This window comes from Caballeronia sp. KNU42, from assembly GCF_053760385.1.
Map to the genome: position 1 here is coordinate 854,518 of NZ_CM132390.1, position 21,661 is coordinate 876,178.

The 21,661-nt window shown below is 61.2% G+C and carries 14 protein-coding genes; 5 read left to right on the plus strand and 9 right to left on the minus strand.

What is annotated here, in order from left to right:
- Nucleotides 1-197: 197 nt before the first annotated feature.
- Complete coding sequence (locus ACSOSP_RS35130) at nucleotides 198-3,923, minus strand: DUF748 domain-containing protein (RefSeq protein ID WP_455315240.1); 3,726 nt, start codon at nucleotides 3,921-3,923, stop codon at nucleotides 198-200.
- Between the two features lie 1,142 nt (nucleotides 3,924-5,065).
- Nucleotides 5,066-6,565, minus strand: coding sequence for a DUF1254 domain-containing protein (locus tag ACSOSP_RS35135; protein WP_455315241.1), 1,500 nt, complete (start codon nucleotides 6,563-6,565; stop codon nucleotides 5,066-5,068).
- 272 nt (nucleotides 6,566-6,837) lie between these two features.
- On the opposite strand from ACSOSP_RS35135, the gene ACSOSP_RS35140 reads away from it, so the two are divergent.
- The gene (locus tag ACSOSP_RS35140; protein WP_455315242.1) at nucleotides 6,838-7,491 is read left to right on the plus strand and encodes an FMN-binding negative transcriptional regulator; all 654 of its coding nucleotides are present in this window, start codon (nucleotides 6,838-6,840) and stop codon (nucleotides 7,489-7,491) included.
- 78 nt (nucleotides 7,492-7,569) lie between these two features.
- Entirely contained in the window at nucleotides 7,570-9,867 is a 2,298-nt protein-coding gene (locus ACSOSP_RS35145) for a heavy metal translocating P-type ATPase (RefSeq protein WP_455315243.1), read from the plus strand.
- On the opposite strand, the gene ACSOSP_RS35150 is transcribed toward ACSOSP_RS35145, so the two are convergent.
- From ACSOSP_RS35150 to ACSOSP_RS35165, 4 genes are all read right to left on the minus strand, one after another.
- Nucleotides 9,789-10,304, minus strand: coding sequence for a thioesterase family protein (locus tag ACSOSP_RS35150; RefSeq protein WP_455315244.1), 516 nt, complete (start codon nucleotides 10,302-10,304; stop codon nucleotides 9,789-9,791). The two genes, ACSOSP_RS35145 and ACSOSP_RS35150, sit on opposite strands and share 79 nt — an antisense overlap.
- A gap of 13 nt (nucleotides 10,305-10,317) precedes the next feature.
- On the minus strand, nucleotides 10,318-11,265 hold the full coding sequence (locus ACSOSP_RS35155; protein WP_455315245.1) for an L-carnitine dehydrogenase: 948 nt from the start codon (nucleotides 11,263-11,265) through the stop codon (nucleotides 10,318-10,320).
- Between the two features lie 132 nt (nucleotides 11,266-11,397).
- Entirely contained in the window at nucleotides 11,398-12,327 is a 930-nt protein-coding gene (locus ACSOSP_RS35160) for a 3-keto-5-aminohexanoate cleavage protein (protein ID WP_455315246.1), read from the minus strand.
- A 14-nt stretch (nucleotides 12,328-12,341) separates the two neighbouring features.
- The gene (locus tag ACSOSP_RS35165; RefSeq protein WP_455315247.1) at nucleotides 12,342-13,298 is read right to left on the minus strand and encodes a choline ABC transporter substrate-binding protein; all 957 of its coding nucleotides are present in this window, start codon (nucleotides 13,296-13,298) and stop codon (nucleotides 12,342-12,344) included.
- A gap of 1,275 nt (nucleotides 13,299-14,573) precedes the next feature.
- Between ACSOSP_RS35165 and ACSOSP_RS35170 the strand changes: the two genes are divergently transcribed.
- A complete protein-coding gene (locus ACSOSP_RS35170) occupies nucleotides 14,574-15,557 on the plus strand; it encodes a GlxA family transcriptional regulator (protein ID WP_455315248.1) in 984 nt (327 codons plus the stop codon).
- 16 nt (nucleotides 15,558-15,573) lie between these two features.
- Here the strand turns inward: ACSOSP_RS35170 and ACSOSP_RS35175 are convergent, their stop codons facing one another.
- The 3 genes from ACSOSP_RS35175 to betC all read right to left on the minus strand — a co-directional run bounded on the left by ACSOSP_RS35175 (nucleotide 15,574) and on the right by betC (nucleotide 19,527).
- On the minus strand, nucleotides 15,574-16,722 hold the full coding sequence (locus tag ACSOSP_RS35175) for a porin (protein ID WP_455315249.1): 1,149 nt from the start codon (nucleotides 16,720-16,722) through the stop codon (nucleotides 15,574-15,576).
- Nucleotides 16,723-16,986: 264 nt separating this feature from the next.
- Entirely contained in the window at nucleotides 16,987-17,937 is a 951-nt protein-coding gene (locus ACSOSP_RS35180) for a choline ABC transporter substrate-binding protein (RefSeq protein ID WP_455315250.1), read from the minus strand.
- A 51-nt stretch (nucleotides 17,938-17,988) separates the two neighbouring features.
- The gene (gene betC, locus ACSOSP_RS35185; RefSeq protein ID WP_455315251.1) at nucleotides 17,989-19,527 is read right to left on the minus strand and encodes a choline-sulfatase; all 1,539 of its coding nucleotides are present in this window, start codon (nucleotides 19,525-19,527) and stop codon (nucleotides 17,989-17,991) included.
- 142 nt (nucleotides 19,528-19,669) lie between these two features.
- Here betC and ACSOSP_RS35190 point away from each other — a divergent pair, with 142 nt between their 5' ends.
- The gene (locus ACSOSP_RS35190) at nucleotides 19,670-20,590 is read left to right on the plus strand and encodes a choline sulfate utilization transcriptional regulator (protein WP_455315252.1); all 921 of its coding nucleotides are present in this window, start codon (nucleotides 19,670-19,672) and stop codon (nucleotides 20,588-20,590) included.
- A gap of 138 nt (nucleotides 20,591-20,728) precedes the next feature.
- The gene (gene purU, locus ACSOSP_RS35195) at nucleotides 20,729-21,613 is read left to right on the plus strand and encodes a formyltetrahydrofolate deformylase (protein ID WP_455315253.1); all 885 of its coding nucleotides are present in this window, start codon (nucleotides 20,729-20,731) and stop codon (nucleotides 21,611-21,613) included.
- Nucleotides 21,614-21,661: the final 48 nt, after the last annotated feature.

A 21,661-nucleotide genomic window follows, 5' to 3' on the forward strand; every position in this document is an offset into this window, starting at 1 on the left:
GCTGGCAGCACACCGGGCAAGATCAAGCTGCCTGGCTCCTGGTCCACCACTTCGCGTTCCGTCATGCGCGCCGCGATGCGCCGTCGCATTCACGAAAAGAGTGTAGCGCGGATTGGCGAGAATGCCGATGGCCCGGACGCTTCCCAGGATGTGTTCGGCACGTGCCGCTCGCCTGAATCCGCCTCTGCGCTCCGTCGTCACTTCAGACCAAAGTCTACCCGCGTAGGGGCGCCCTTGTCCTTGATCCCCTCCGCGTTGAGGTGCGGCGCGACGATGAAGATCCGCTTGCTGTCGATCTTGCCCTCGAAATATTGCTTCACCACCGACGCGCGCCGCTGCGCCAGCGCACCGAGCGCGCCCTCGTCCACGGGCGCATGCTCCTCGAGCGCGGCTTTCATGTCGGCGTCGGGCACGCTCTTCGTCAAGCCGATCAGGTTGCGCGGTTTCTTGAAGTCCGCGTTTTTATACGCTTTCGTGAGGAATTTGCTGTATTCATCGGCGGAAATGGGGATGCTCGATGGATTGATGTTCGGATTGTCCTCGTTCGCATCCTGCATCTTCGAGAGGCGCACTTGCCGGTCGACGTAGGCCGCGCGCAAACCGGGTTCGTCCAGCGCCGGGTCGACCCGCGCCGATATCTCCAGCGTCACCGACGGCTTGTCGGTCAGCGCTTTCGCAATGGTGTCGAGTTTTTCCTTCGCCGCGTCGCTCAACGTGGCCGAGCCTGGATCGAATTCCACGTAACCGAGTTCTTCGGGGTTCTTGCCGCCGAACGCATTCGCCAGCAGCGAGAACGGCGCAGTCACCGCCCGCTCGACCAAGTGGAGGATGGCTGTCCACACCAGCGCGCCGATCGAGAATTGCGGGTTCGAGAGCGAGCCGGATATGGGAATGTTGACGTCGATCTCGCCCTTCGAATTCTTCAGCAACGATACCGCGAGGCGCACCGGCAAATGGGTCGCGGTGGTGTTGTCGACGTGATCGCCGAACGTGAGTTGATCGATGAAAAGATGGTTGTTCGCGGTGAGCTGTTCGTCAGCGAGCATGTAGTGCAGGTCGACGTTGAGCTTGCCCTTCGTGATCGGATAACCCGCATATTTGGTCGAATACGGTGAAATATTCGGCAATTCGACGTCGTGAGCGCTCGCGGTGAGATCCAGCGACGGTTTCGCGATCAGCGGATTCACGACCCCTTTGATCGATACCGGCCCGTTCGCCGACAGTTTCGCAGCGACATCGACGGGCGCGGGCGTGGTCGAGTGCGTGCCGAAGGCGCCGATGGTGCCCGTGATCGCGACCAGGTTCGCGGTGAAATTCGGCTTGATGAAGTTGTCGGTGTAGGTCACGCGGCCGTTTTGCAGCACCAGCTGGCCAAAGCGCAGATTCGCCGATGACGATGACGATGCGGTTTTCGGCGCGGCTTTCAGCACGGCGGGCTCGGCAGCGTGCGGGGCGGATGCGGGCGCAGCAGCTGCTGCCTGCGTGCCCGCCGCTTCCTTGTCCTTCGCCACGATATCGCGGAGATTGAGCTTGCCCTGCGCGTCGAGCAGCACGCGGCCGTAGAAGTTCGCGAACGTGACGCGCGCGGCTTCGACGTCGGCGCCCCGTTCGTCGTAGCGGGCATTCAGCTTTGTCAGGCCGAGCAGTTTCCAGCCGGCCAGTTGATCCTGATTCGCCCGGTCGGTCAGGCGCACGTTCGACAGCGATACATCGCCCTTGTAGCCGGCCTTTAGCGAGCGTCCTTCGCCCGAAAACGACGCATCGCCGTTCGCGCTCAGCTCCGCGCTCGAGACCGTCGCGTTCAGGTTGCCGCCGAAGTACGGCTCAAACGCCGATGCGTCGAGCGCGTTCGCATCAATATGCAGCGCGAGGCTCAGTGGTTTTGCGGTCAGCGTGCCGGCCACGCCGAGCGCGCCTTTGCCGTTCATTGTCAGCTTGCCGTCGATGGCGAGCGGTTTCGTGAGGTCATCGGAAACCTGCTTCACGCCCAACTGCAACGGCGCAATGTGCAGTTTTACCGGGCGCGGCGTGGATTCGTCGGTGAAGTCGGCGCTGCTGTCGTTGAGCGACACCTGCGCGATCTCGTAACGCCACGCCGGACCCGCCTCGTTCGCCTTTTGGACCTTGCGGGTCGCGCTGACTTCCGGCGCGGTTTCGTGCGGACCGGCGAGCGCGGCAAGGTCGATACTGCCGTCCTTCAGGCGTTTTGCATCGACGGAAAGGCCGTTCAGCACCACGCTCTCCAGCGCTGCCGTGCGTGCCGCGACATCGATCTTCTGGATCTTCGCTTGCGCTGACGCCAGCGCGATCGGCGAGGTATCCCCTGCGGTATTCAACTGCGGAACGAGCTTCAGTGACTTGAGCGTGACATCGCCGGCGCCGACCTGGATGGACGGTTCAGGCTTCGACCAGTCCACTTGCAGCGGCAGATTTACGCCGAGCGAACCGTCGGTGATACGCGCGGCCACCGCGTTCGCGATGTAGGGTTGCAACGGCGCCAGCGGCAGGTCGGTGAGCGCGAGTTTCGCGTCGGCGTTCTTGCCCGGCAATGTGAAATTACCCGATGCGTCGAGCCCGCCGCCGTGATCGAAGGCCGTCTTCAACGTAAAGCGCGCCGGGGGTTTGGCGAGCGTGGAGAAGTCGTCGAGCGTCACGTCCAGGTTCGTCAGTCCGAGCGTGGAGGGTTGCTTCATCAGGCGGTCATCGAAGACGATATGGCCCTGGTCGATGGCCAGATGTTTGATCGCGAGGTCGAGCGGTTGCGCCGCGGCGGCGTCGGGCTTGGCGTCGCTCGCGGGCGTTGGTGCCGGCGCGGAGGCTGGCGTTGATGCGCTCAGTTTTTCGACGTTGAGTACGCCGGATTTATCGCGGGAGAGTTTTACGTCCGGCTGCGTCAACCGCACTTCGTCCAGTTGATACACATTGCGCAGCGGCTCAAGATTCACCGCGTTCACATGCAGCGATTGCGCGGCGAACAACGGCGTGTCCTGTTTGTCCGTCACGGCCAGGTCCGCGAGATCTGCTGTCCCTTTGATGCGAACCACGGGGGCGTCGGCGCTCAGCTCGAAGCTCACGTCGAGGTTCGTCGACAAGCGTCCGCTCTTGATTGCGACCGGCAGCGAAGCCGGCGCGTACGACGCCATTTGCGGCACGTCGAGGCCATCGAGTTGCAGCGCGATCTCCGACTCGCGCGACTCGGAGAACGGCTTGGTGCGTCCGTGGATGGACAACGGCGAACCATCGATGCGCGCCTGCAACGAAGGTGTCACAAACAAGTCCGTGGTGGACGCGAGATTGGCGATAAACGGAATCCCGATCGACCAGCGATCGATTACGTGTTGAGTTTTAAGCAGGTGGTCGTCGAAATCGATCCGGCCATTTTCCACGCGAATATTCGATACCGAGAATCGCGCCGGTTTGGTGGACGGATTGGCTGAAGGCTTCGAGAACTTTTCGACGAGATCGGAGAAATTAAAACGTTGCGCGTCGAGGCGCACGATATGAAAGCGTGGTGAATCGATCTTGAGTTCGTTGATGATCGGCGCGAGACGAAACAGCGACGACCATGATGGGCGCACGATCAGTCGTTCTATATCGACGAAATCGCCGCTTTTGGCTCCCGGGCCCAGGTTGGCGGGCGCTTCGCCGATATGCACGCGGTCGGCTTCGAAGCTTAGCGTATAGGGATTGAGCGCGATTCGTTCGATGCTGGCCGGGCGATCGAGTTGTGCGGAGAGTTGTTGTTCGGCGATATGCCGAATGAGTGGCGGGGCGGCGAAAAAGCCGAGCAAGCCAATGACGATAACGGCGAGCAGCAGCCCGATTACGATGCGCCGGGTGCGTCGGGCTTGCGTCACCGAGTTCACGCCTTTGAGCAGGCTACGCCCGGCGGATGTCAGGGAAGTCTTGTTCAGGCTTGCCATGCGTGCCTCGTAGCGCGGCTGCGCACGCGGGCACGAGCCACGCGCAGCCTTGGGACAGGAGGCCTGAGTATACGACTCTAAGCACGCAAATTGAACCCCGAGGGGGGAGTTCGTTGGCACTTGGGGTTGGGGTGGGGGCGGGGGGTGCCAGGTTCCAGGGTTAGCGGTCGGAGTCGATGCCGGGTTGCTAGGTTCCTGCGTTGGCGGTCAGGGTCTATGCCGGGTTGCCAGGTTCCTGCGTTAGCGGTCGGGGTCATTGCCGGGTTGCTGCTTTCAGGGTTAGCGGTCTGCGTGAGTGAGCTATTTTCTTTATCACTATTAGCCACTGCGCGTGGCGGCGCGTCATTTCTTTGTCCAAAGCGACAAAGAAACGAAGCAAAGAAAGCGCTTTCAAAACGCGGGCTCATAAGTTGACCCAGCGTGCAGTTCCTGCGTTTTTGGCACCCCAAAAGCACGGTGCTCGCCAGAGCGACGGATGTGTGAAACCCTCCTTCTCCGAACACCGATACCCACACGCTTCGCCACCAGTGACTGAACCTGCCAAAGGTGCACCCCGCGCTATCCGCGGACAACCATCCACCAAATTTGTACGTACGTCGAACCACGTCGCCAACCCGCCTCGAAACAAGGTGCTCGGATAGATGAGGCCCCACCCGCAAAAATAACCGGGCCAATCATGCCGACGAAGCAGCTAACCGATGAAGACCTGAAGCCGTAAATACGCGTGAGGCCGTGCGGGTTTCTTGGCAAGGGTGCTTGCCCGAGAGCGTACGGGGCGAAGCGTGTGCGTGTAAGAATTCGCGAGAAGGAGGGGTTCAAACATCCGTCGCTCTTGCGAGCACCGTGCTTTTGGGGTGCCAAAAACGCGGAAACTGCACGCTAGGTCAACTTATGAGCCCGCGTTTTGAAAGCGCTTTCTTTGCTTCGTTTCTTTGTCGCTTTGGACAAAGAAATGACGCGCCGCCACGCGCAGTGGCTAAAAGTGATAAAGAAAATAGCTAACTCAAGCAGACCGCTAACCCCGAAAGCAGCAACCCGGCATAGACCCCGACCGCTACCGCAGGAACCTGGCACCCCGGCATAAACCCCGACCACCACGCCCAACCCCAACACCCCTCCAGCGCGAGCGAAAAACCCAAATATTATTGCCGCTCGATTGCCGGTGGCGCCCAAGTCCCATTCGAAGCCTCGGGCTTCGGCGCATAAAGCCGGAACATCAACTGAAAATCACCATCCGGCGCCGGCAACCAATTCGACGCACGCGCCTTCGCAGGCGCCGCAGCCGAAACGGAAATATCGACGGAACCGTCGCGGTTCTTCTTCAGCCGGTCGCGATCGCTCAGCGAAAGCCGCAACGCCTTGTCGTCGATCAACTCACCGTTCTTCGTGTACGCCGTCAACGTCCAGAACCCACGCACCGGCGGCAACTGGTTCGGCGCGAAATGCAGCACATATTCGTTCGCACCGTTCAGCGGATGAGCGTCGCTGTCGGAGTACGCCACCGGCCTCACCTCATCGTCCCTCGTGCCCGTCCCCGGCTGACGCCGCGCCAGGAACGCGCGCAACGTGTAGTCAGTGTCGTAGTTGCCCGCGCCATCGCCGAACCACACCCAGCCGTTACGGCTGATCGCATTCGACGGCACCGTGTCCACCCGCGTACGGCCATCGGCAAGACCGGTCGCGAGCAAGCCGGCATCCGCCGGACGGAACTGCACCGGCTCGCCCGCCTTCACACCAAGGTCGGCCAGCAAACGGACGGCGTGCGGATCATTAGGCGCCGGCGGATTGTCTTGCATCGCGTTCGCAAGACGCGTGAAAAACGCAGTGGCATCAAGCGAATCAGCCCTGTCGCCACCCGCGCCGGTTACCACCGTCGGCGTGCTGGCCGTCACGTTCGGCCAGGCACTGCCGGCTGTCGCGGCGCTGGTTTTATCGGCGGACGGCGCTTCTATGGTCATCGCCGTCTGCAGCTTGCGGGCCTCTCGCACGTCGCGCTGGCCATTCACACGCACACGAATGGAAAGCCACACATAACGTGTCGGCGTTTCGACGCGCGTCACGCCGTCAGGAAGCGTTCCCGTATAACCCGCCGGGACAAACGCGATCACGTTGCCCTGTTGCGCCGCCAGCCTGGCCGCGCGCGCCGCCTTCCCAGTCAGCTTTCTCACCGGCGCGGCCTGATCCGGCTCGTGCGGGATGCTGGAGTAGATCACGTTGGTCCACGCATCGAAGGCGCGGGCATCGAAATAACGGCCGCGCGGTGCGTTCGGTGTCGTGGGAAGCGAAACCAGCACCAGCCCACTGGAGACATCCAGCCACGCGGTCGACTCGAGCGTATCCACGCTCGGCCGCCCCGACGCGCCGACCGGCGGCAACGCCGTCGCATGCCGCAACGTGTTCACGGGCGCCTGGCCGGGCCGGGATGCATCGCCGCCCGTCGCCTTCTCCCGCGCGAGATCCGACACCACGAGCGGATATCCAAACACATAGGCGTCCGCTACCTGATCCTTACGCCAGCCATCCCCGCTGGTCACAACGGGCGCTTGCGTCGCGCACCCCCCAAGTACTGCCAAACTGCTCAAACCAGCGGCCACCCATAGCGCCGTGTACAACGAAACTGCCCAGCGTCGATTATTTTTCATTCGATTTAAGGATCTGTTTAAGGCTTTCACTTCATTCGTCGAGTGCGCGGGCCGGTCCTCGTCTTCCGGTCTTCTGCCAATCCACGCCGCGGCGCTTAATCTATCTTGAAAACGGTTTTTATCTTATCCATTGACGATAGGCAAGGAGCGCGTAACACCCTTGAACGCGTCCGCCGGGGTTTCAGAAAAATTTCGGCCGGCGGGCGCATCGCGTAACATGATTTTTTTCGCTTTATTTAGCCAGTTCTTTCTAATCCGTCCACGAACCGCCGATGTACCTGCCTCCCCACTTCGAAGAAAAACGCCCCGAGGTTTTACATCGGCTCATGGCTGATAATCCGCTTGCAGCCCTTGTCACGCATGGCGCCAACGGGCTGGATGCGAACCACGTGCCTTTCGAGTTCGACCCAAGTATGGGCGAACACGGCATTCTGCGCGCTCATGTGGCGCGTGCAAATCCCATTTGTAAGGAAATTGACAGCGGTTCTGACGTAATGGTTATTTTCCAGGGCGCGTCGGGTTATATATCGCCGTCTTTTTATCCGGGCAAACAGGAAACGCATCGGCAAGTGCCGACTTATAACTACCCGATCGTGCACGCGCACGGCCGAATCACGATCCGCGACGACGAGACTTTCGTGCGCGGCGTGCTTGCACGCCTTACCCGGAAAATGGAAGCCGGCGAAACGGCGCCCTGGAAAATGGGCGACGCGCCGCCCGATTTCATCCAGACGATGCTGCAAGCCATCGTCGGGATCGAAATCGAGGTCACGCGCCTCGCTGGAAAGGCGAAACTGAGCCAGGACGAGACGGCGGCCGACCGGATCGGTGCGATCAACGGCGTGCGACAGCGTGAAACAGACGCCGCGACAGCGCTCGCCGACGCGATGCTGAACACGCCTCCCCCTATTGAAAATATGCCTTGACCTTCCAATCATTGGAATGTCGATACTGGTTGCATCGAGCTGAATTCGATGGCTCGCACTGAACCGGGAAGTTTTGTCATGTCTGCTTCTAGTACTACTGCCGCCGCGTCCACGACCGCCGAGATTGCTATCGGCGGGATGACTTGCGCGTCGTGTGTGCGGCGGGTCGAAAAGGCGCTGGGGAAGGTGCCAGGCGTGGGACAGGTGTCAGTTAATCTCGCGACCGAAAAAGCCACCGTCCATGCCGATTCCGCCGTGTCGCCCGAGCAACTCGTCGCCGCCGTGACGAAGGCCGGCTACGAAGCGACGTTCATTGAACCGGAAGCCGCGCCTGTCGCCGCGCCTGCGCACACGGGTGAACTCGTGGCGGTGATCGTGTCGGCGCTGCTGACCCTGCCGCTCGTTTTGCCCATGCTTGGGGTGGACCTGCATCTCGGCGTCTGGGTGTCGCTGGCGCTCGCGAGCATCGTCCAATTCGTGCTCGGCGCGCGCTTTTATGTCGGCGGCTTCAAGGCGGCGCGTTCGGGTGAAGGCAACATGGACCTGCTCGTGGCGCTCGGAACGTCGGCCGCGTGGGGCCTGAGCGTGTACGAACTGGTCGCGCATCCCGGCGAGTCCGCGCACCTCTATTTCGAGGCGGCGGCGGTGGTGATCACGCTCGTGCGCTTCGGCAAATGGCTTGAAGCACGCGCGAAGCGGCAAACCACCGACGCCATTCGCGCACTCGACGCGCTACGCCCGGAGCGCGCCCGGATTCGCGATGCGGCGACCGGGACCGAACGCGATATCGCGCTGGCGGATGTGCGCAACGGTGACGTGGCAATTGTGCGGCCGGGTGAACGCTTGCCGGTCGATGGTGTGATCCGCGAAGGCCGCACGCACGTGGACGAATCGCTGATTACCGGCGAAAGCCTGCCGGTGGCGAAGGAAACCGGGGCTCGCGTGACCGCGGGTTCGATCAACGGCGAAGGGGTGATCGCGGTCGAAACGACTGCGACGGGCGCCGAGACCACGCTCGCGCGGATCATCCGGCTGGTTGAATCGGCACAGGCCGAGAAGGCGCCTATTCAGCGGCTGGTAGACCGGGTATCGGGGATATTCGTGCCAGTCATCCTGGTGATCGCGGTCGTGACGCTGGCCGGCTGGCTGTTGATGGGCGCGGGCGTGGAAACTGCCGTGCTGAACGCGGTCGCGGTGCTCGTGATCGCGTGCCCTTGCGCGCTCGGGCTGGCGACGCCCGCCGCGATCATGGCAGGAACGGGCGTGGCCGCCCGGCATGGCGTGTTGATCAAGGACCCGCAGGCGCTGGAAATGGCGCATCGGATCAGGATTGTCGCCTTCGATAAAACCGGCACGCTGACTGTCGGCAAGCCTTCCATGACGGTGTTCGAGGCCGATGAAGGCGTGGACCGGGCAGAGGCTCTGGGGCTGGCGGCGGCCGTGCAGCGGCTCAGCGATCACCCGCTGGCGCGTGCAGTCGTTGCTGCCGCCGATGAGGCGCGAGTTCAGGCTATTACCGCGACCGATGCGAAAGCGGTGGCCGGCCGCGGTGTCGAGGCGCGCGTGGGTGAACGCCATCTGGCCATAGCCAGTGATCGCTGGCTCGACGAGTTGCGGCTCGCCGCGCCGGAGCGGTTGGCTGCGCGGGCGGCGGAACTGGAACAGCTTGGAAATACGGTGTCGTGGCTGGTGGATCTGGGCGGAAGCGGTCTCTCAAGCGCTGTGACACCGCGCGTGCTCGCCCTGCTCGCTTTCGGCGACTCGCTGAAACCCGGGGCGCGCGCCGCCATCGAACGATTGAGCGCGATGGGCATCAAAAGCGTCCTGCTCACCGGCGATAACGCCGGCGCCGCGGCTAGCGTCGCAAAATCGCTTGGCATTGCAGCCGACGCGGTTCACGCGCACATGCTTCCCGCCGACAAGGCGCGCGTGATCGCGCAACTGAAGGCATCGGCGCAAGGCGCGGTGGCGATGGCCGGTGACGGCATCAACGACGCCCCCGCGCTCGCCGCCGCCGATATCGGCATTGCGATGGCTACCGGCACCGACGTCGCCATGGAAGCCGCCGGCATCACGCTGATGCGCGGCGATCCCGCGTTGGTGGCGGATGCTATCGATATCGCGCGGCGCACGTATCGCAAGATCCAGCAGAACCTGTTCTGGGCGTTCGTGTACAACCTGATCGGGATTCCGCTCGCCGCGTTCGGTTTGCTCAATCCGATGCTCGCGGGTGCCGCCATGGCGTTTTCAAGCGTGAGCGTGGTGACGAACGCGTTGTTGTTGCGGACATGGCGTGCTCAGGCGGGCTTGGTTCCGGTAACAGCGGACGCCGAAGCTCGCGGCCCGGACGGCAAGCCGATCACGCGGCCCGCATAACGCGCTTCCTTGGGTGCATCGCGAAACATCGCTTCGATACGGCCGGCGATGTCCGCATCGAAGGCCGCCGACTTCGCGCCGTTGGTTGTGTCGACGTGAAGCAGCATCTGTTCGCTCGCCGCGATGGGCTCCGTTCCCTCGTCCGCGAACATCTCCATGTACAAGTGGACGCGCTTGGCATCGAATGCGAGCACCGATGCCTCCACGCGAACCGCCGTGCCTTCCTTGATCTCGTGCAGGTAGTTGATGTGCGCCTCGAGCGTGAACAACGAACGGCCTCGCGACGCGCGGCCGGCCTCGTCCAAACCGATGCGGTCCATGAACGCATCGGTCGAGAGGCTGAAGATCAGCATGTAGAACGCGTCACGGAGATGGCCGTTGTAGTCGACCCATTCGGGCCTCACCGTGTCGCGATGGATAGTGCGATTTTGCGTCACTCGAATGCCCTTTCTAGTCCGCTATGCCGTGGCGGGATTTCGCTTCCGCAATGGCAGTCATCACGCTCGTGATGCAGTCGTCGCGATAACGCTCCAGTTGCTTGATGGAGTGCGTGCCTTGCTGATCCGTCGTGCCATCCACGACCCGGTCGATAAGTTCGTCTGTCAGCTTCGGCGCAACCAGCTTGGTCCACGGTAATTCTAGCGCCGGGCCGAATTGCTGCATGAAATGACGCATGCCGGCCTCGCCGCCTGCGAGCGTATAGGTCAGGAACGTACCCATGAACGACCAGCGAATGCCTGCGCCAAAACGAATGGCATCGTCGATTTCACCGGTGGTCGCCACGCCTTCGTTGACCAGGTGAAGTGCTTCGCGCCACAGCGCTTCCAGCAAGCGGTCCGCGATGAAACCCGGGACTTCCTTGCGGACTCTCAGCGGACGCATGCCTATCGATTCGTAAAACGCCGATGCCGCTTGCAACGTCGCTTCCGAAGTCTTCTCGCCGCCAACAACTTCGACCAGCGGCAACAAATAGACCGGGTTGAACGGATGGCCCACGATGCAGCGCGACGCGTCTTTGGCGCTCGCGTAGAAATCCGTCGGCAGCAAACCGGATGTCGACGACGCAATGATGGCTTCCGCTTTCGCCGCCCTGGATGCTTTCTCATGCAGCGTCAGCTTCAGGTCTTCCCGCTCTGGCGCGCTTTCCTGAATGAAGTCAGCGTCGGCGACGCACTCCTCGATGGTCGCAACGAAGCGCAGTCTTTCCTGCGATGCCCCTTCGGCCAGTCCCACTCGTTCGAGCGCTGGCCATGCGTTGGCGACGTTCGCCCTAAGTTGCTGCTCGGCGCCCGGCGCCGGGTCCCACGCGACTACGTCAAGTCCATGCGCTAACGCTCGCGATACCCAGCCGCTTCCAATTACCCCTACGCCCAACGCCGCAAACGTCTTGACTTGCATATACCGGATTCCTTATTAATTTGGATTTCTGCTTGCTGTGAAGCTTTGGTTTTTGAAGCTGTTTTGGGCCTGAGATTCCCGCTGGTCGCACGGCCAGCGTCAGCGGGATTCAGGCTTGCATCTTCTGCGCCCTTACGCGAATTGCTCGATCTTGCGGCGGTCAAGCAAACGCTCGCCGCGTGCGGGCAGCTTCAGCTTCTTTCGTCCTTCTGCCGGCGTCAATGCACGACCGCCCAGCCGCTCGATGATCTCTACCGCGCGCTGAACCAGCGTCCCATTGCTCGCGAGCACGCCACGATCCAGATACAGATTGTCTTCAAGACCCACGCGCACGTGGCCGCCCAATAACATCGCCTGGGCGACCATCGGCATCTGCATGCGGCCAATGCCGAACCCTGCCCACTGCGCGCCTGCCGGCATGTTGTCGACCATCGATTTGAGCGTGCCTAAGTCCGCCGGTGCACCCCAGGGGATGCCCATGCAAAGCTGGAACAGGGGCGCGTCATCGAGCAAACCTTCTTTCTGCATTTGCTTGGCGAACCACAAATGGCCTGTATCGAAGATCTCGAGTTCCGGCTTCACGCCCAGCTCTTGTATGCGCTTCGCGCCCGCCCGAAGTTGCGCGGGAGTGGAGACGTAGATCGTGTCGCCATCGCCGAAATTCAGCGTGCCGCAGTCCAGCGTGCAGATCTCCGGCAACAACTCTTCAACGTGCGCGAGCCGGGTCAGGCCACCGACCAGATCGGTACCGGCGCCGAACTGCATCGGCGCTTCGCCTGCGCCAATTTCCAGGTCGCCGCCCATGCCCGCGGTCAGGTTGATGATCACGTCCACATCCGATGAACGGATGCGGTCCACCACCTCGCGGTACAGCGCCGGGTCCCGGCTGCCGCGGCCCGTGCGCGGATCACGGACGTGACAATGCGCGACGGTGGCGCCCGCTCGCGCGGCCTCGATGGCCGCCTCCGCGATCTGCTTGGGCGTGACCGGGATGGCCGGGTGTTTGCTCGTGGTGTCTCCCGCGCCTGTTACCGCACAAGTCACGATCACTTCATGGTTCATATTGCGTTGTCCTTTCAAAGACCAAGATATTGCTTCACTGCCGGCAGGCCATCTTTGCCGTCCACCGTCTTTACGCCTGCGAGCCATGCATCCAGCACTTGCGGATTTTTCTTCAGATAGTCCTTGGCTGCATCGGCGGGTCGCACTTTGGCCATGACCGGGATCATCAGCTGGTTCTCCAGTTGCGTGCTGAACCGCAGGTTCGACACCAACTTGCCGGCGTTCGGGCAGCGCGTCAGGAAGTCGGGGTTGGTCAGCGTATAGACGCGTGCTTCGCCGTAGTTCGGACCGAACACTGCGTCGCCGCCGGAGAGGTAGTTCATCTTGATCTGGATGTTCATCGGATGCGGTTCCCAGCCGAGGAACACGACCCACTTCTTGTCGCGCACGGCGCGGTCGACGGTGACCAGCATGCCGGCTTCACTCGATTGAACCAGCTTGAAACCGCCCAGGCCGTACTGGTTGGTATCGATCATCTTCTGGATCGAAGCGTTCGCGCTGCTGCCCGGCTCGATGCCGTAGATCTTGCCGTCGAGCTCGTCCTTGTGCTTCGCGATGTCCTGGAAGGTCTTCAGGCCTGCGTCGTATTCATAGCTCGGCACGGCGAGCGTTGCTTTGGCGCCGGAGAGATTTGGGGGATCGAGCTTGTCGATCTGCTTTGCGTCGATGAACGGCTGGACCGCTTTTTCCTGCACGGGCCACCAGTAGCCCAGCGACACGTCGATCTGCTTGGTCTTCAGTCCGGCGAGCGAGATTGGCACGGAGGCCTGGGTGATCTTCGGGTCGTAGCCCAGGCCCTCGAATACGACTGATGCGAGCGCGGTGGTCGAGGTGATGTCGGTCCAGCCGATATCGACGAATCGAACGGTATGGCAGCTTGCGTCTTCCTTGCTTTGCGCGGATGCGCCGAAGGAGGTCAATGCGAGAAACAGACAGGCGAGCAGCTTTTTCGTTGTCGGGAGTGATGTCATGGCTTCCTGTTCCGGTAATTTTCCGTGTGGGACAGACGCGTTCGGATATGTCCGACCGTGCATAAAAGTAACGCCGCATAATGGTGGGGAGGCGACCGGTTGCGACCGGGAGTTGACTATTAGCGACAGGTTTTTTTCGTTCGCACTCGGGATGGGGGGTTGGGGGTGGGTGGGGTGGAGGTTGTGGTTGATGCCGGTTGCTAGGTTCTGGGGTTAGTGGTCGGGGTTGATGCCGGGGTGCCAGGTTTCTGCGTTAGCGGTCGGGGTCAGTGCCGGGTTGCCAGGTTTCTGCGTTAGCGGTCGGGGTCAGTGCCGGGTTGCTGCTTTCAAGGTTAGTGGTCTGCGTGAGTGAGCTATTTTCTTTATCACTATTAGCCACTGCGCGTGGCGGCGCGTCATTTCTTTGTCCAAAGCGACAAAGAAACGAAGCAAAGAAAGCGCTTTCAAAACGAGGGCTCATAAGTTGACCTAGCGTGCACTTTGTGCGTTTTTGGCACCCCAAAAGCACGGTGCTCGCCAGAACCACCGATGTTTGAACCCCTCCTTCTCGCGAATCCTGACACGAACACGCTTCGCCCCGTACGCTCTCGGGCAAGCACGCTTGCCAAGGAAACCCGCACGGCCTCACGCGTATTTACGGCTTCAGGTCTTCATCGGTTAGCTGCTTCGTCGGCATGATTGGCCCGGTTATTTTTTGACGTTAGGGCCTCATCTATCCGAGCGCCTTGTTTCGAGGCGGGTTGGCGACGTGGTTCGACGCGAGTTCATATTTGGTGGGTGGTTGTCCGCGGATAGCGCGGGGTGCACCTGTGGTAGGTTCAGTCACTGGTGGCGAAGCGTGTGGGTATCGGTGTTCGGAGAAGGAGGGTTTCACACACCGGTGGTTCTGGCGAGCACCGTGCTTTTGGGGTGCCAAAAACGCACAAAGTGCACGCTGGGTCAACTTACGAGCCCGCGTTTTGAAAGCGCTTTCTTTGCTTCGTTTCTTTGTCGCTTTGGACAAAGAAATGACGCGCCGCCACGCGCAGTGGCTAATAGTGATAAAGAAATGAGCCAACTCAGGCAGACCGCTAACCCTGAAAGCAGCAACCCGGCATCGACCCCGACCGCTACCGCAAGAACCTGGCAACCCAGCACTGACCCCAACCACTAACCCCAAAACCTGACACCCCCCATCCCCGAGTGCGAACGAAAAACCTAGGATTTGGCCCCATTGCGCCCGCAATTTCCGCTTGTTAGCTTGCTAGTCCGATTGCAAATCGCTCCCACCGTGTAATGCCCGCCACCGAAGACTTCCACTTCCTGCTGCTGCCCGAGTTTTCGTCCATCGGCTTCATGTCGGCAATCGAGCCGCTACGCGTCGCCAACCGCTTCCGCGGTGCACTCTACCGCTGGCACATCCTCAGCCTCGACGGCGGCCCGGTCTGCGCCAGCAACGGCATCTCGCTCAACGCAGAATCCGCCCTCGCCGACGTCGACGAAGCCACCAACGTCATCGTCGTGGCAGGCTTCAACCCGCTAAGCCAATACACACGCGAAATGGGCGACTGGCTCCGGCGCATGGATCGCGAAGGCGCAACGCTAGGAGGTATCGATACAGGAAGTTTCGTACTGGCCGAAGCAGGGCTCCTCAAGCACGAGCGCGTAACATTGCATTGGGAAGCGGCATCGGCATTCCAGGAGCGTTATCCGTCGCTGACGGTCAGCCAGGAGCTATTCGAAATCGACGCGCGACGCATCACCTGCGCCGGCGGCACCGCCTCCATCGATCTCATGCTCGACCTGATCGGCCGCCGCCACGGCGCCGAACTCGCCGCGCAAGTCTCCGAGCAATTCGTGCTCGGACGCATCCGCCAACGCTCGGACCACCAGCGCATGCAGATCGCCGCACGCTACGGCATCCACAATCGCAAGCTGATCCAGGTGATCGGCGTGATGGAACAACACATGGAGGAACCCCTGTCGCCAGATGCACTGGCAGAGGAAATCGGCGTGACGCGGCGTCAGCTTGAACGCCTGTTCTGCTCGGCAATGAAAGACACACCCACCCACTTCTATCTCGGACTGCGCCTTGCACGCGCCCGCGAATTGCTACAACAAACCGACATGTCCATTACCACCATCTGCGTGGCGTGCGGCTTCGAATCACCCTCGCACTTTTCACGCACCTACCGCACGCGCTTCGGCTCAAGCCCGCGCCAGGACCGCAGTTCGCCTCGCGCGACGGCGCCCGTTCGGGAAACCGTCGCGGCCAGCTGAAACAAACGGATAACGCTTAGAACGAGTGCCGGATACCAATGCGAACATCGCTTTGCGTGCTCGACGTCGACGGCGTAAAGCTATAGCCGATCACCGCGTTCACACCACTCGATGCCTTGAGGTAGTCACCTGACACATAGACATCGGTACGCTTGGACAACAGGTAATGCAGCCCGAGCGAGCCCATGTTCCACTTGTGCCCTTCAAACGCCGTGAACTGGTAACCGCCGTACAGGATCAACGCAGGCGTGAAGTTGTACTCCGCGCCGCCTTCACCCACGTGCATGTGCGACGACTGTCCGAAGCCCTTGATCGTGGTGTAGGTGTAATTGCCCAACAGCGTCAGGTTGCCGAGTGCATACGAAGACCCAATGCCGTAAGTCATCTGGCTGTCGACGTTGAACGCGGTGCTGCTGAACAAATCAGTTACTGCGCCCGTGGTCGCGTTCACCGTTGCAACGGTCTGGCCCAGGAAGGTCTTCGTGCCGATCATCGCGTACGGGTCGAATGCATAGATACCGTTCGGATTGTTCAGGCGCGTAACCGCCGTGCCGATCGTGAAGTCGCCGTGCGCGTAGTGCGCGCCCAAGCTGTATGCGCTCTTCTCGTGGAAATCACCGGCAACATTGCCGAACGAATACAAGCCGCCGAACGTCAGGCCGCTGATATCGGGCGACATGTATTTGATCGAGTTCGGCAAGCGGTCGCCGTTCATGCGGTCGAAGTCGCCCTGGTGGATCGCGTAGCCGCTGCCGAACGAGGAGATGTTGTAACCCTCCATGAACTCGTTGGTCAGGTCGAGCTGGTTACCCGCCGAGATCGTGCCCCACTGGTTCTGCAAGCCCACATACGCCTGCCGGCCGAATTCCGCACCGCCCTGGGCGAACGTGCCGTTGCCCAGATGGAAGCCGTTCTCGAGCACGAAGATCGCCTTCAATCCTCCGCCCAGATCTTCCGTGCCCTTGAGGCCGAACCGGTTGCCGTAAGAGATGCCATCGTCGAATTTGACGACGTGCGAACCACCCGTGTTGTTGACGTAGGTAATACCGGCGTCGAGGATACCGTACAGCGTTACGCTGCTTTGCGCTTGAACCAAAGCAGGTGCGGAGACGGCGCCTGCGCTCAATGCGAGGGCCGCCAGCTTTACGGCATTTCGCTTCTTCATCGTTGATTCTCCCTGATACCCGCTTGCACGTTTCGTTGGACCAAGCGAGGTCCGCGCTGCTCCGGCGATGGATTGATATCGCGCAGCGCTTCTCGCTCGAATTTTTATTGCAGAGACTGGCGTACTACAGTGATCTGACGCATGGGACGCGGGTGCATGCACCGAGATTCAAGCGCATCCACCAGCCTTGCAAAAGTAAGAGGCCATATTTAGTGGGGCTCGACCTTTTGCGACGTAAACCTGTCCAGGTGCGACGCACTGTTGTTATTTGGAACCAAGCGCTGTTTGCACAGCCTGCCACCCATTTGCGCCCGTACTCGTGGTAACGCCGTCAAGCCAACCCTTCACGAGATCGGGGTTGCGTTTAAGCGCTGCTGCAGCAGCGGTATCCACGTTGGTCTTGTTTTGAAGGACATCGGTGATGATGCCGTTCTCCAGGTCGACGTTGAATGTCATCTGCTTGAAAAGGCGTCCCACGTTCGGGCATTCGCCCGCGTAACCCGCCCGCGAAACCGTATTGACTGTCGCGCCGCCGAAGTTCGGGCCGAAGTATTTATCGCCGCCATCAAGGTAGGTGAGATGGAACTTCGTGTTCATCAGATGCGGCTCCCAAGCAAGGAACACGATCCACTTCTTGTCGCGCACCGAACGTTCGACTTGCGTCAGCATGCCGGTCTCACTCGACTCCACCAGCTTCCAGCCATTTAGTCCGAAGGCCTTCTCATCGATCATCTTCTTGATGTTCTGATTCGCCGGTGCGCCCGGTTCAATGCCATAGATCTTGCCGTCGAACTTGTCCAGGTTCTTCTGCAGGTCGGCGAACGTGTGAACACCGGCAGCCGCCACGTAGTCCGGCACGGCCAGTGTGAACTTCGCGTTGGTCAGGTTCGGGTGCACCACGTCTATCGATTTCTCATCGACGAACGGTTTGACCAGCGGCCCTTGCGCGGGCATCCAGTTACCCAGGAACGCATCGACCTGGCCTTTCTTCAAGCCTTGATACGTGATTGGCACGGAAAGGTTCGAGACGCTCTGCTTATAACCGAGCGCTTTCAGCACGACACCGGCCATGGCGTTGGTCGCGTCGATGTCGGTCCAGCCCGGGTCCGCCATCTTCACCTGCAGGCAGCTTTGGGGCTCTGCGGCGACTGCCGCACCGATGGATGCGCAGAGCGCCGCAATGCAGAATAGCGCGTGTTTAAAGGGCTTTTTCATGTTGGCTTCCTGTGGGTGGTGTGGTTTTGGTTGTAATGCATCGGCGCGGCTTTAGCGCGTCACGGCGGGAAAACGCGCCATGGCTTCAAGCGTGTCGAGGTCAATGTGATTGCGCATATAACGTTGACTGGCGTCTACCGATGGTTGCCAGTCCCACGATTCAATCCTGCCCTGCGTGGTCGCTTCGAAGTGAAATTGCCGGCGTCGCTGGCTTTGCACGACTTCTTCGCGCAGCGCACCCAGGTCCCAACGCACGGCAATTTCCTCGCGGAACGCAGCGACCCTTGCGGCGTAATCGGGCAGCGTGGCGAGGTTGCTGCGTTCCAGCGGATCTTCGGTAACGTTGAAAAGCTGGTCGGGGTCCGACGGCGTATGGATGAACTTGAAGTCGCCACGCCGCAGCATCACGATCGGTGCAATTGCGCCTTCGGCCAGGTACTCGCCGATGGCTTCGTCGTGTGCATGCGGCTCACCACGCAGATGCGGCACGAGGCTGCGGCCATCGAGCGTATCGGGCCACGCGGACCGCGGCGTGCCACGTCCCAGTTCCACCAGCGTCGGCAGCAAGTCGAGATGCGAGACCGAAGCGCTCACATGTGCCGCGTTGAATTGCCCCGGCGCGTGCACGATCAGCGGCACACGGCAGCCGCCTTCGAAGAACGTCATCTTGTACCAAAGACCGCGTTCGCCAAGCATCTCGCCATGATCGGACGTCACGATCACGATGGTGTCGTCAGCCAGTCCCGCTTGGTCGAGCGCTTCGAGGATCGCGCCGAATTGCGCATCGACGTAAGAAATCGCGCCGTAGTACGCATGGCGTGCGTTGCGGATCTGCTGGTCCGTCGGCGGCGTCTTGTCGGTCTCGCACACGTAACGCAGGCGCTTCGAATGCGGATCGGCGGCATCCAGCGTGTCGCGGTGCGCAGGCATTTGAATGTCTTCGTCGCGGTACATGTCCCAGTACTTCTGCGGGATCGCGTAAGGATCGTGCGGATGCGTGAGCGAAGCCACCACGCAAAACGGCCGCTCGTCTTTCCCGGCTTGCCGCTCACGCGCAATGTCGAATAGCTTCTGGCGCGTGGTGTAGGTCACTTCATCGTCGAAATCGAGCTGGTTCGTGCGCACGCACGGCCCGGCATCAATCACGGAACTCATGTTGTGGTACCAGCTCGGGCGTGTCTCGAAGTCGTCCCAGTCCGGCGTCCAGCCGAAATCCGCTGGATAGATGTCGGTGGTCAGGCGCTCCTCGAAACCGTGCAATTGATCCGGGCCGCAAAAGTGCATCTTTCCCGAGAGAATGGTGCGATACCCCTCCGCGCGCAAGTAGTGGGCGAACGTTAATGTTTGCGAGGGAAATTCGGCGGCGTTATCGTAGGCACCTATAGCCGAGGGCAGCTTGCCCGACAGGAACGAAAAGCGCGACGGCGCGCAGAGCGGACTCGCGCAATACGCTGAATCGAAGACCACGCCGCGGGCGGCGAGCGCGTCCATGTTCGGCGTCTTCGTCACGTGATGGCCATACGCGGACAACGCGAACGGCGTCATTTGATCGGCCATCAGAATAAGGATATTCGGTTTGCGTTTAAGCATCGGAGCGGGGCTCGAATAGAATCAGGAAAGTGGCGCAGCACAAAGCAAACGCACGGCGAACGGCTCATGTCGTGCATCACTATTGCCGTTCACTGTGCGGCTGTGAAGAGAGCAAAACGTTATGAGCACATAAGGGGGACTTATGCCGAGACAGGATCGTTTGCCGCCCATGCAGGCGCTGTCGATGTTCGAGTCCGCCGCGCGTCTCGCCAGCTTTACCGCGGCCGCCCGTGAACTGGGCTCCACGCAGCCGGCGGTCAGCCAGCGCGTGGTGCAGCTCGAGGAAACCCTCGGCGCGGCGCTGTTCGAGCGCGGCCACCGGGGCGTGACGCTCACCGAGGACGGCGTGCGCCTGTTCGAAGCGGTGCGCCAGAGCCTCGACACTATCCGGGTTGCGACCAACGACATTCGCGCCCGCCACGCAACACCCGCGCAGCGTTCACTCAACCTCCTCACCGACTTCGGCTTCGCGACGTATTGGCTGATGCCGCGCCTGTCGCAATTCAAGGCGCTGATGCCTGACGTCGATGTAAGGATCACCACGGCGCAAGACGTATTCGCCGCCGATCACGACCATGCGGATATCGTGATCGGTTTTGGTCAGGCGGAGGCCGACTGGGCCGGACGCGGCACAGTCAAGCTATTTCCCGAGCAAGTCACGCCTGTGTGCAGCCCCGCGTTTTTCTCGCGGCATGGCAGGCCCAGCCATCCTTCGGACCTCGTTGGTCTGCCGCTTCTTCATCTGCAACCCACGAACCCGGAGCGCTGGCTGTCGTGGCACGGCTGGTTCGCGGCGCACGGGCTGGAGGCGCCGCCCGCGCATCGCGGGATTACGTTCAATAGCTACGGTTTTGTCGCGCACGCGGCCATCATGGGCCAGGGCGTGGCGCTCGGCTGGGCGCCGCTGGTGGATGAACTCGTCGCGAGCGGACAACTGATCGAATTGTTCGATATCCCGGTGACGACGGACAGCGGATATCTCCTGAGTGCGCCGCGCGCTCAAACCGCGGCTGTGTGTGCGTTTCGCGACTGGCTGCTGGCTGATTGCGGCGTGGCTGCCTGAGACCCGCCCAAGCGCCCCTGACGCTCCGATACCAGCGTCACGGCGTTTAGCTTCTAGCCGCCGTCCCATGCAATTTGTTCTACTGCAATGCATGCGCGCCGCGTTCGCGGCGCCGCCATTTGCATAGTGGAGATCCGCATGGCTGGCAGTAACGTCAATGACCCCCTTTCCCATCAACTCGTCCTGACGGTCGCTTGTCCCAGCGCCGCGGGGCAGGTCGCCGCCGTGGTAGGCTTCCTCGACCGGCACCAGTGTTACGTCGATGAACTCACCGTCTTCGACGACGACCTCAGCCAGCGCTTCTTCGTACGCTGTGTTTTCCACGGAGTGGATCACGATGAAACGCTGCAGATCGCCGCATTGCAGCAGGAATTCGCGCCGATCGCCGAACATTTCTCCATGACGTGGGCGATTCACAACGTGGCTGCGCGGCCGAAGGTGCTCATCATGGTGTCGAAGCTCGAGCACTGCCTGGCCGACCTGTTGTTCCGCTGGCGTATGGGTGAACTGAAGATGGACATTGTCGGGATCGGGTCCAACCATCGTGACCTGGAACCGCTTGCCTTGCAGCACGGACTGCCCTTCCATCACCTGCCCGTTACCGCCGATACCAAACCGCAACAGGAAGCGCGCCTGCTCGACTTGTTCGAATCGTCCGGCGCCGAGTTGATGATCCTCGCGCGCTACATGCAGATCCTGTCAGGCGAGACGAGCCGGAAACTGGCCGCACGCGCGATCAACATCCATCATTCGTTCCTGCCCGGTTTCAAAGGTGCTAAGCCGTATCACCAGGCGCATACGCGTGGCGTGAAGCTGATCGGCGCCACGGCGCATTTCGTGACGGATGATCTGGATGAAGGTCCGATCATCGAACAAGTGGTCGAGCGCGTGGATCACTCGTACAAGCCGGAACGCTTGCTCGCGACTGGGCGTGATGTCGAATGCATCACGCTTGCGCGCGCGGTGAAGGCGTTCATTGAACGGCGGGTGTTTATCAACGGCGACCGGACGGTGGTGTTGTGATCGGCCTTTGAATCAGCTTCTGAAACGAAACAACGCCGCTAAAAAGCG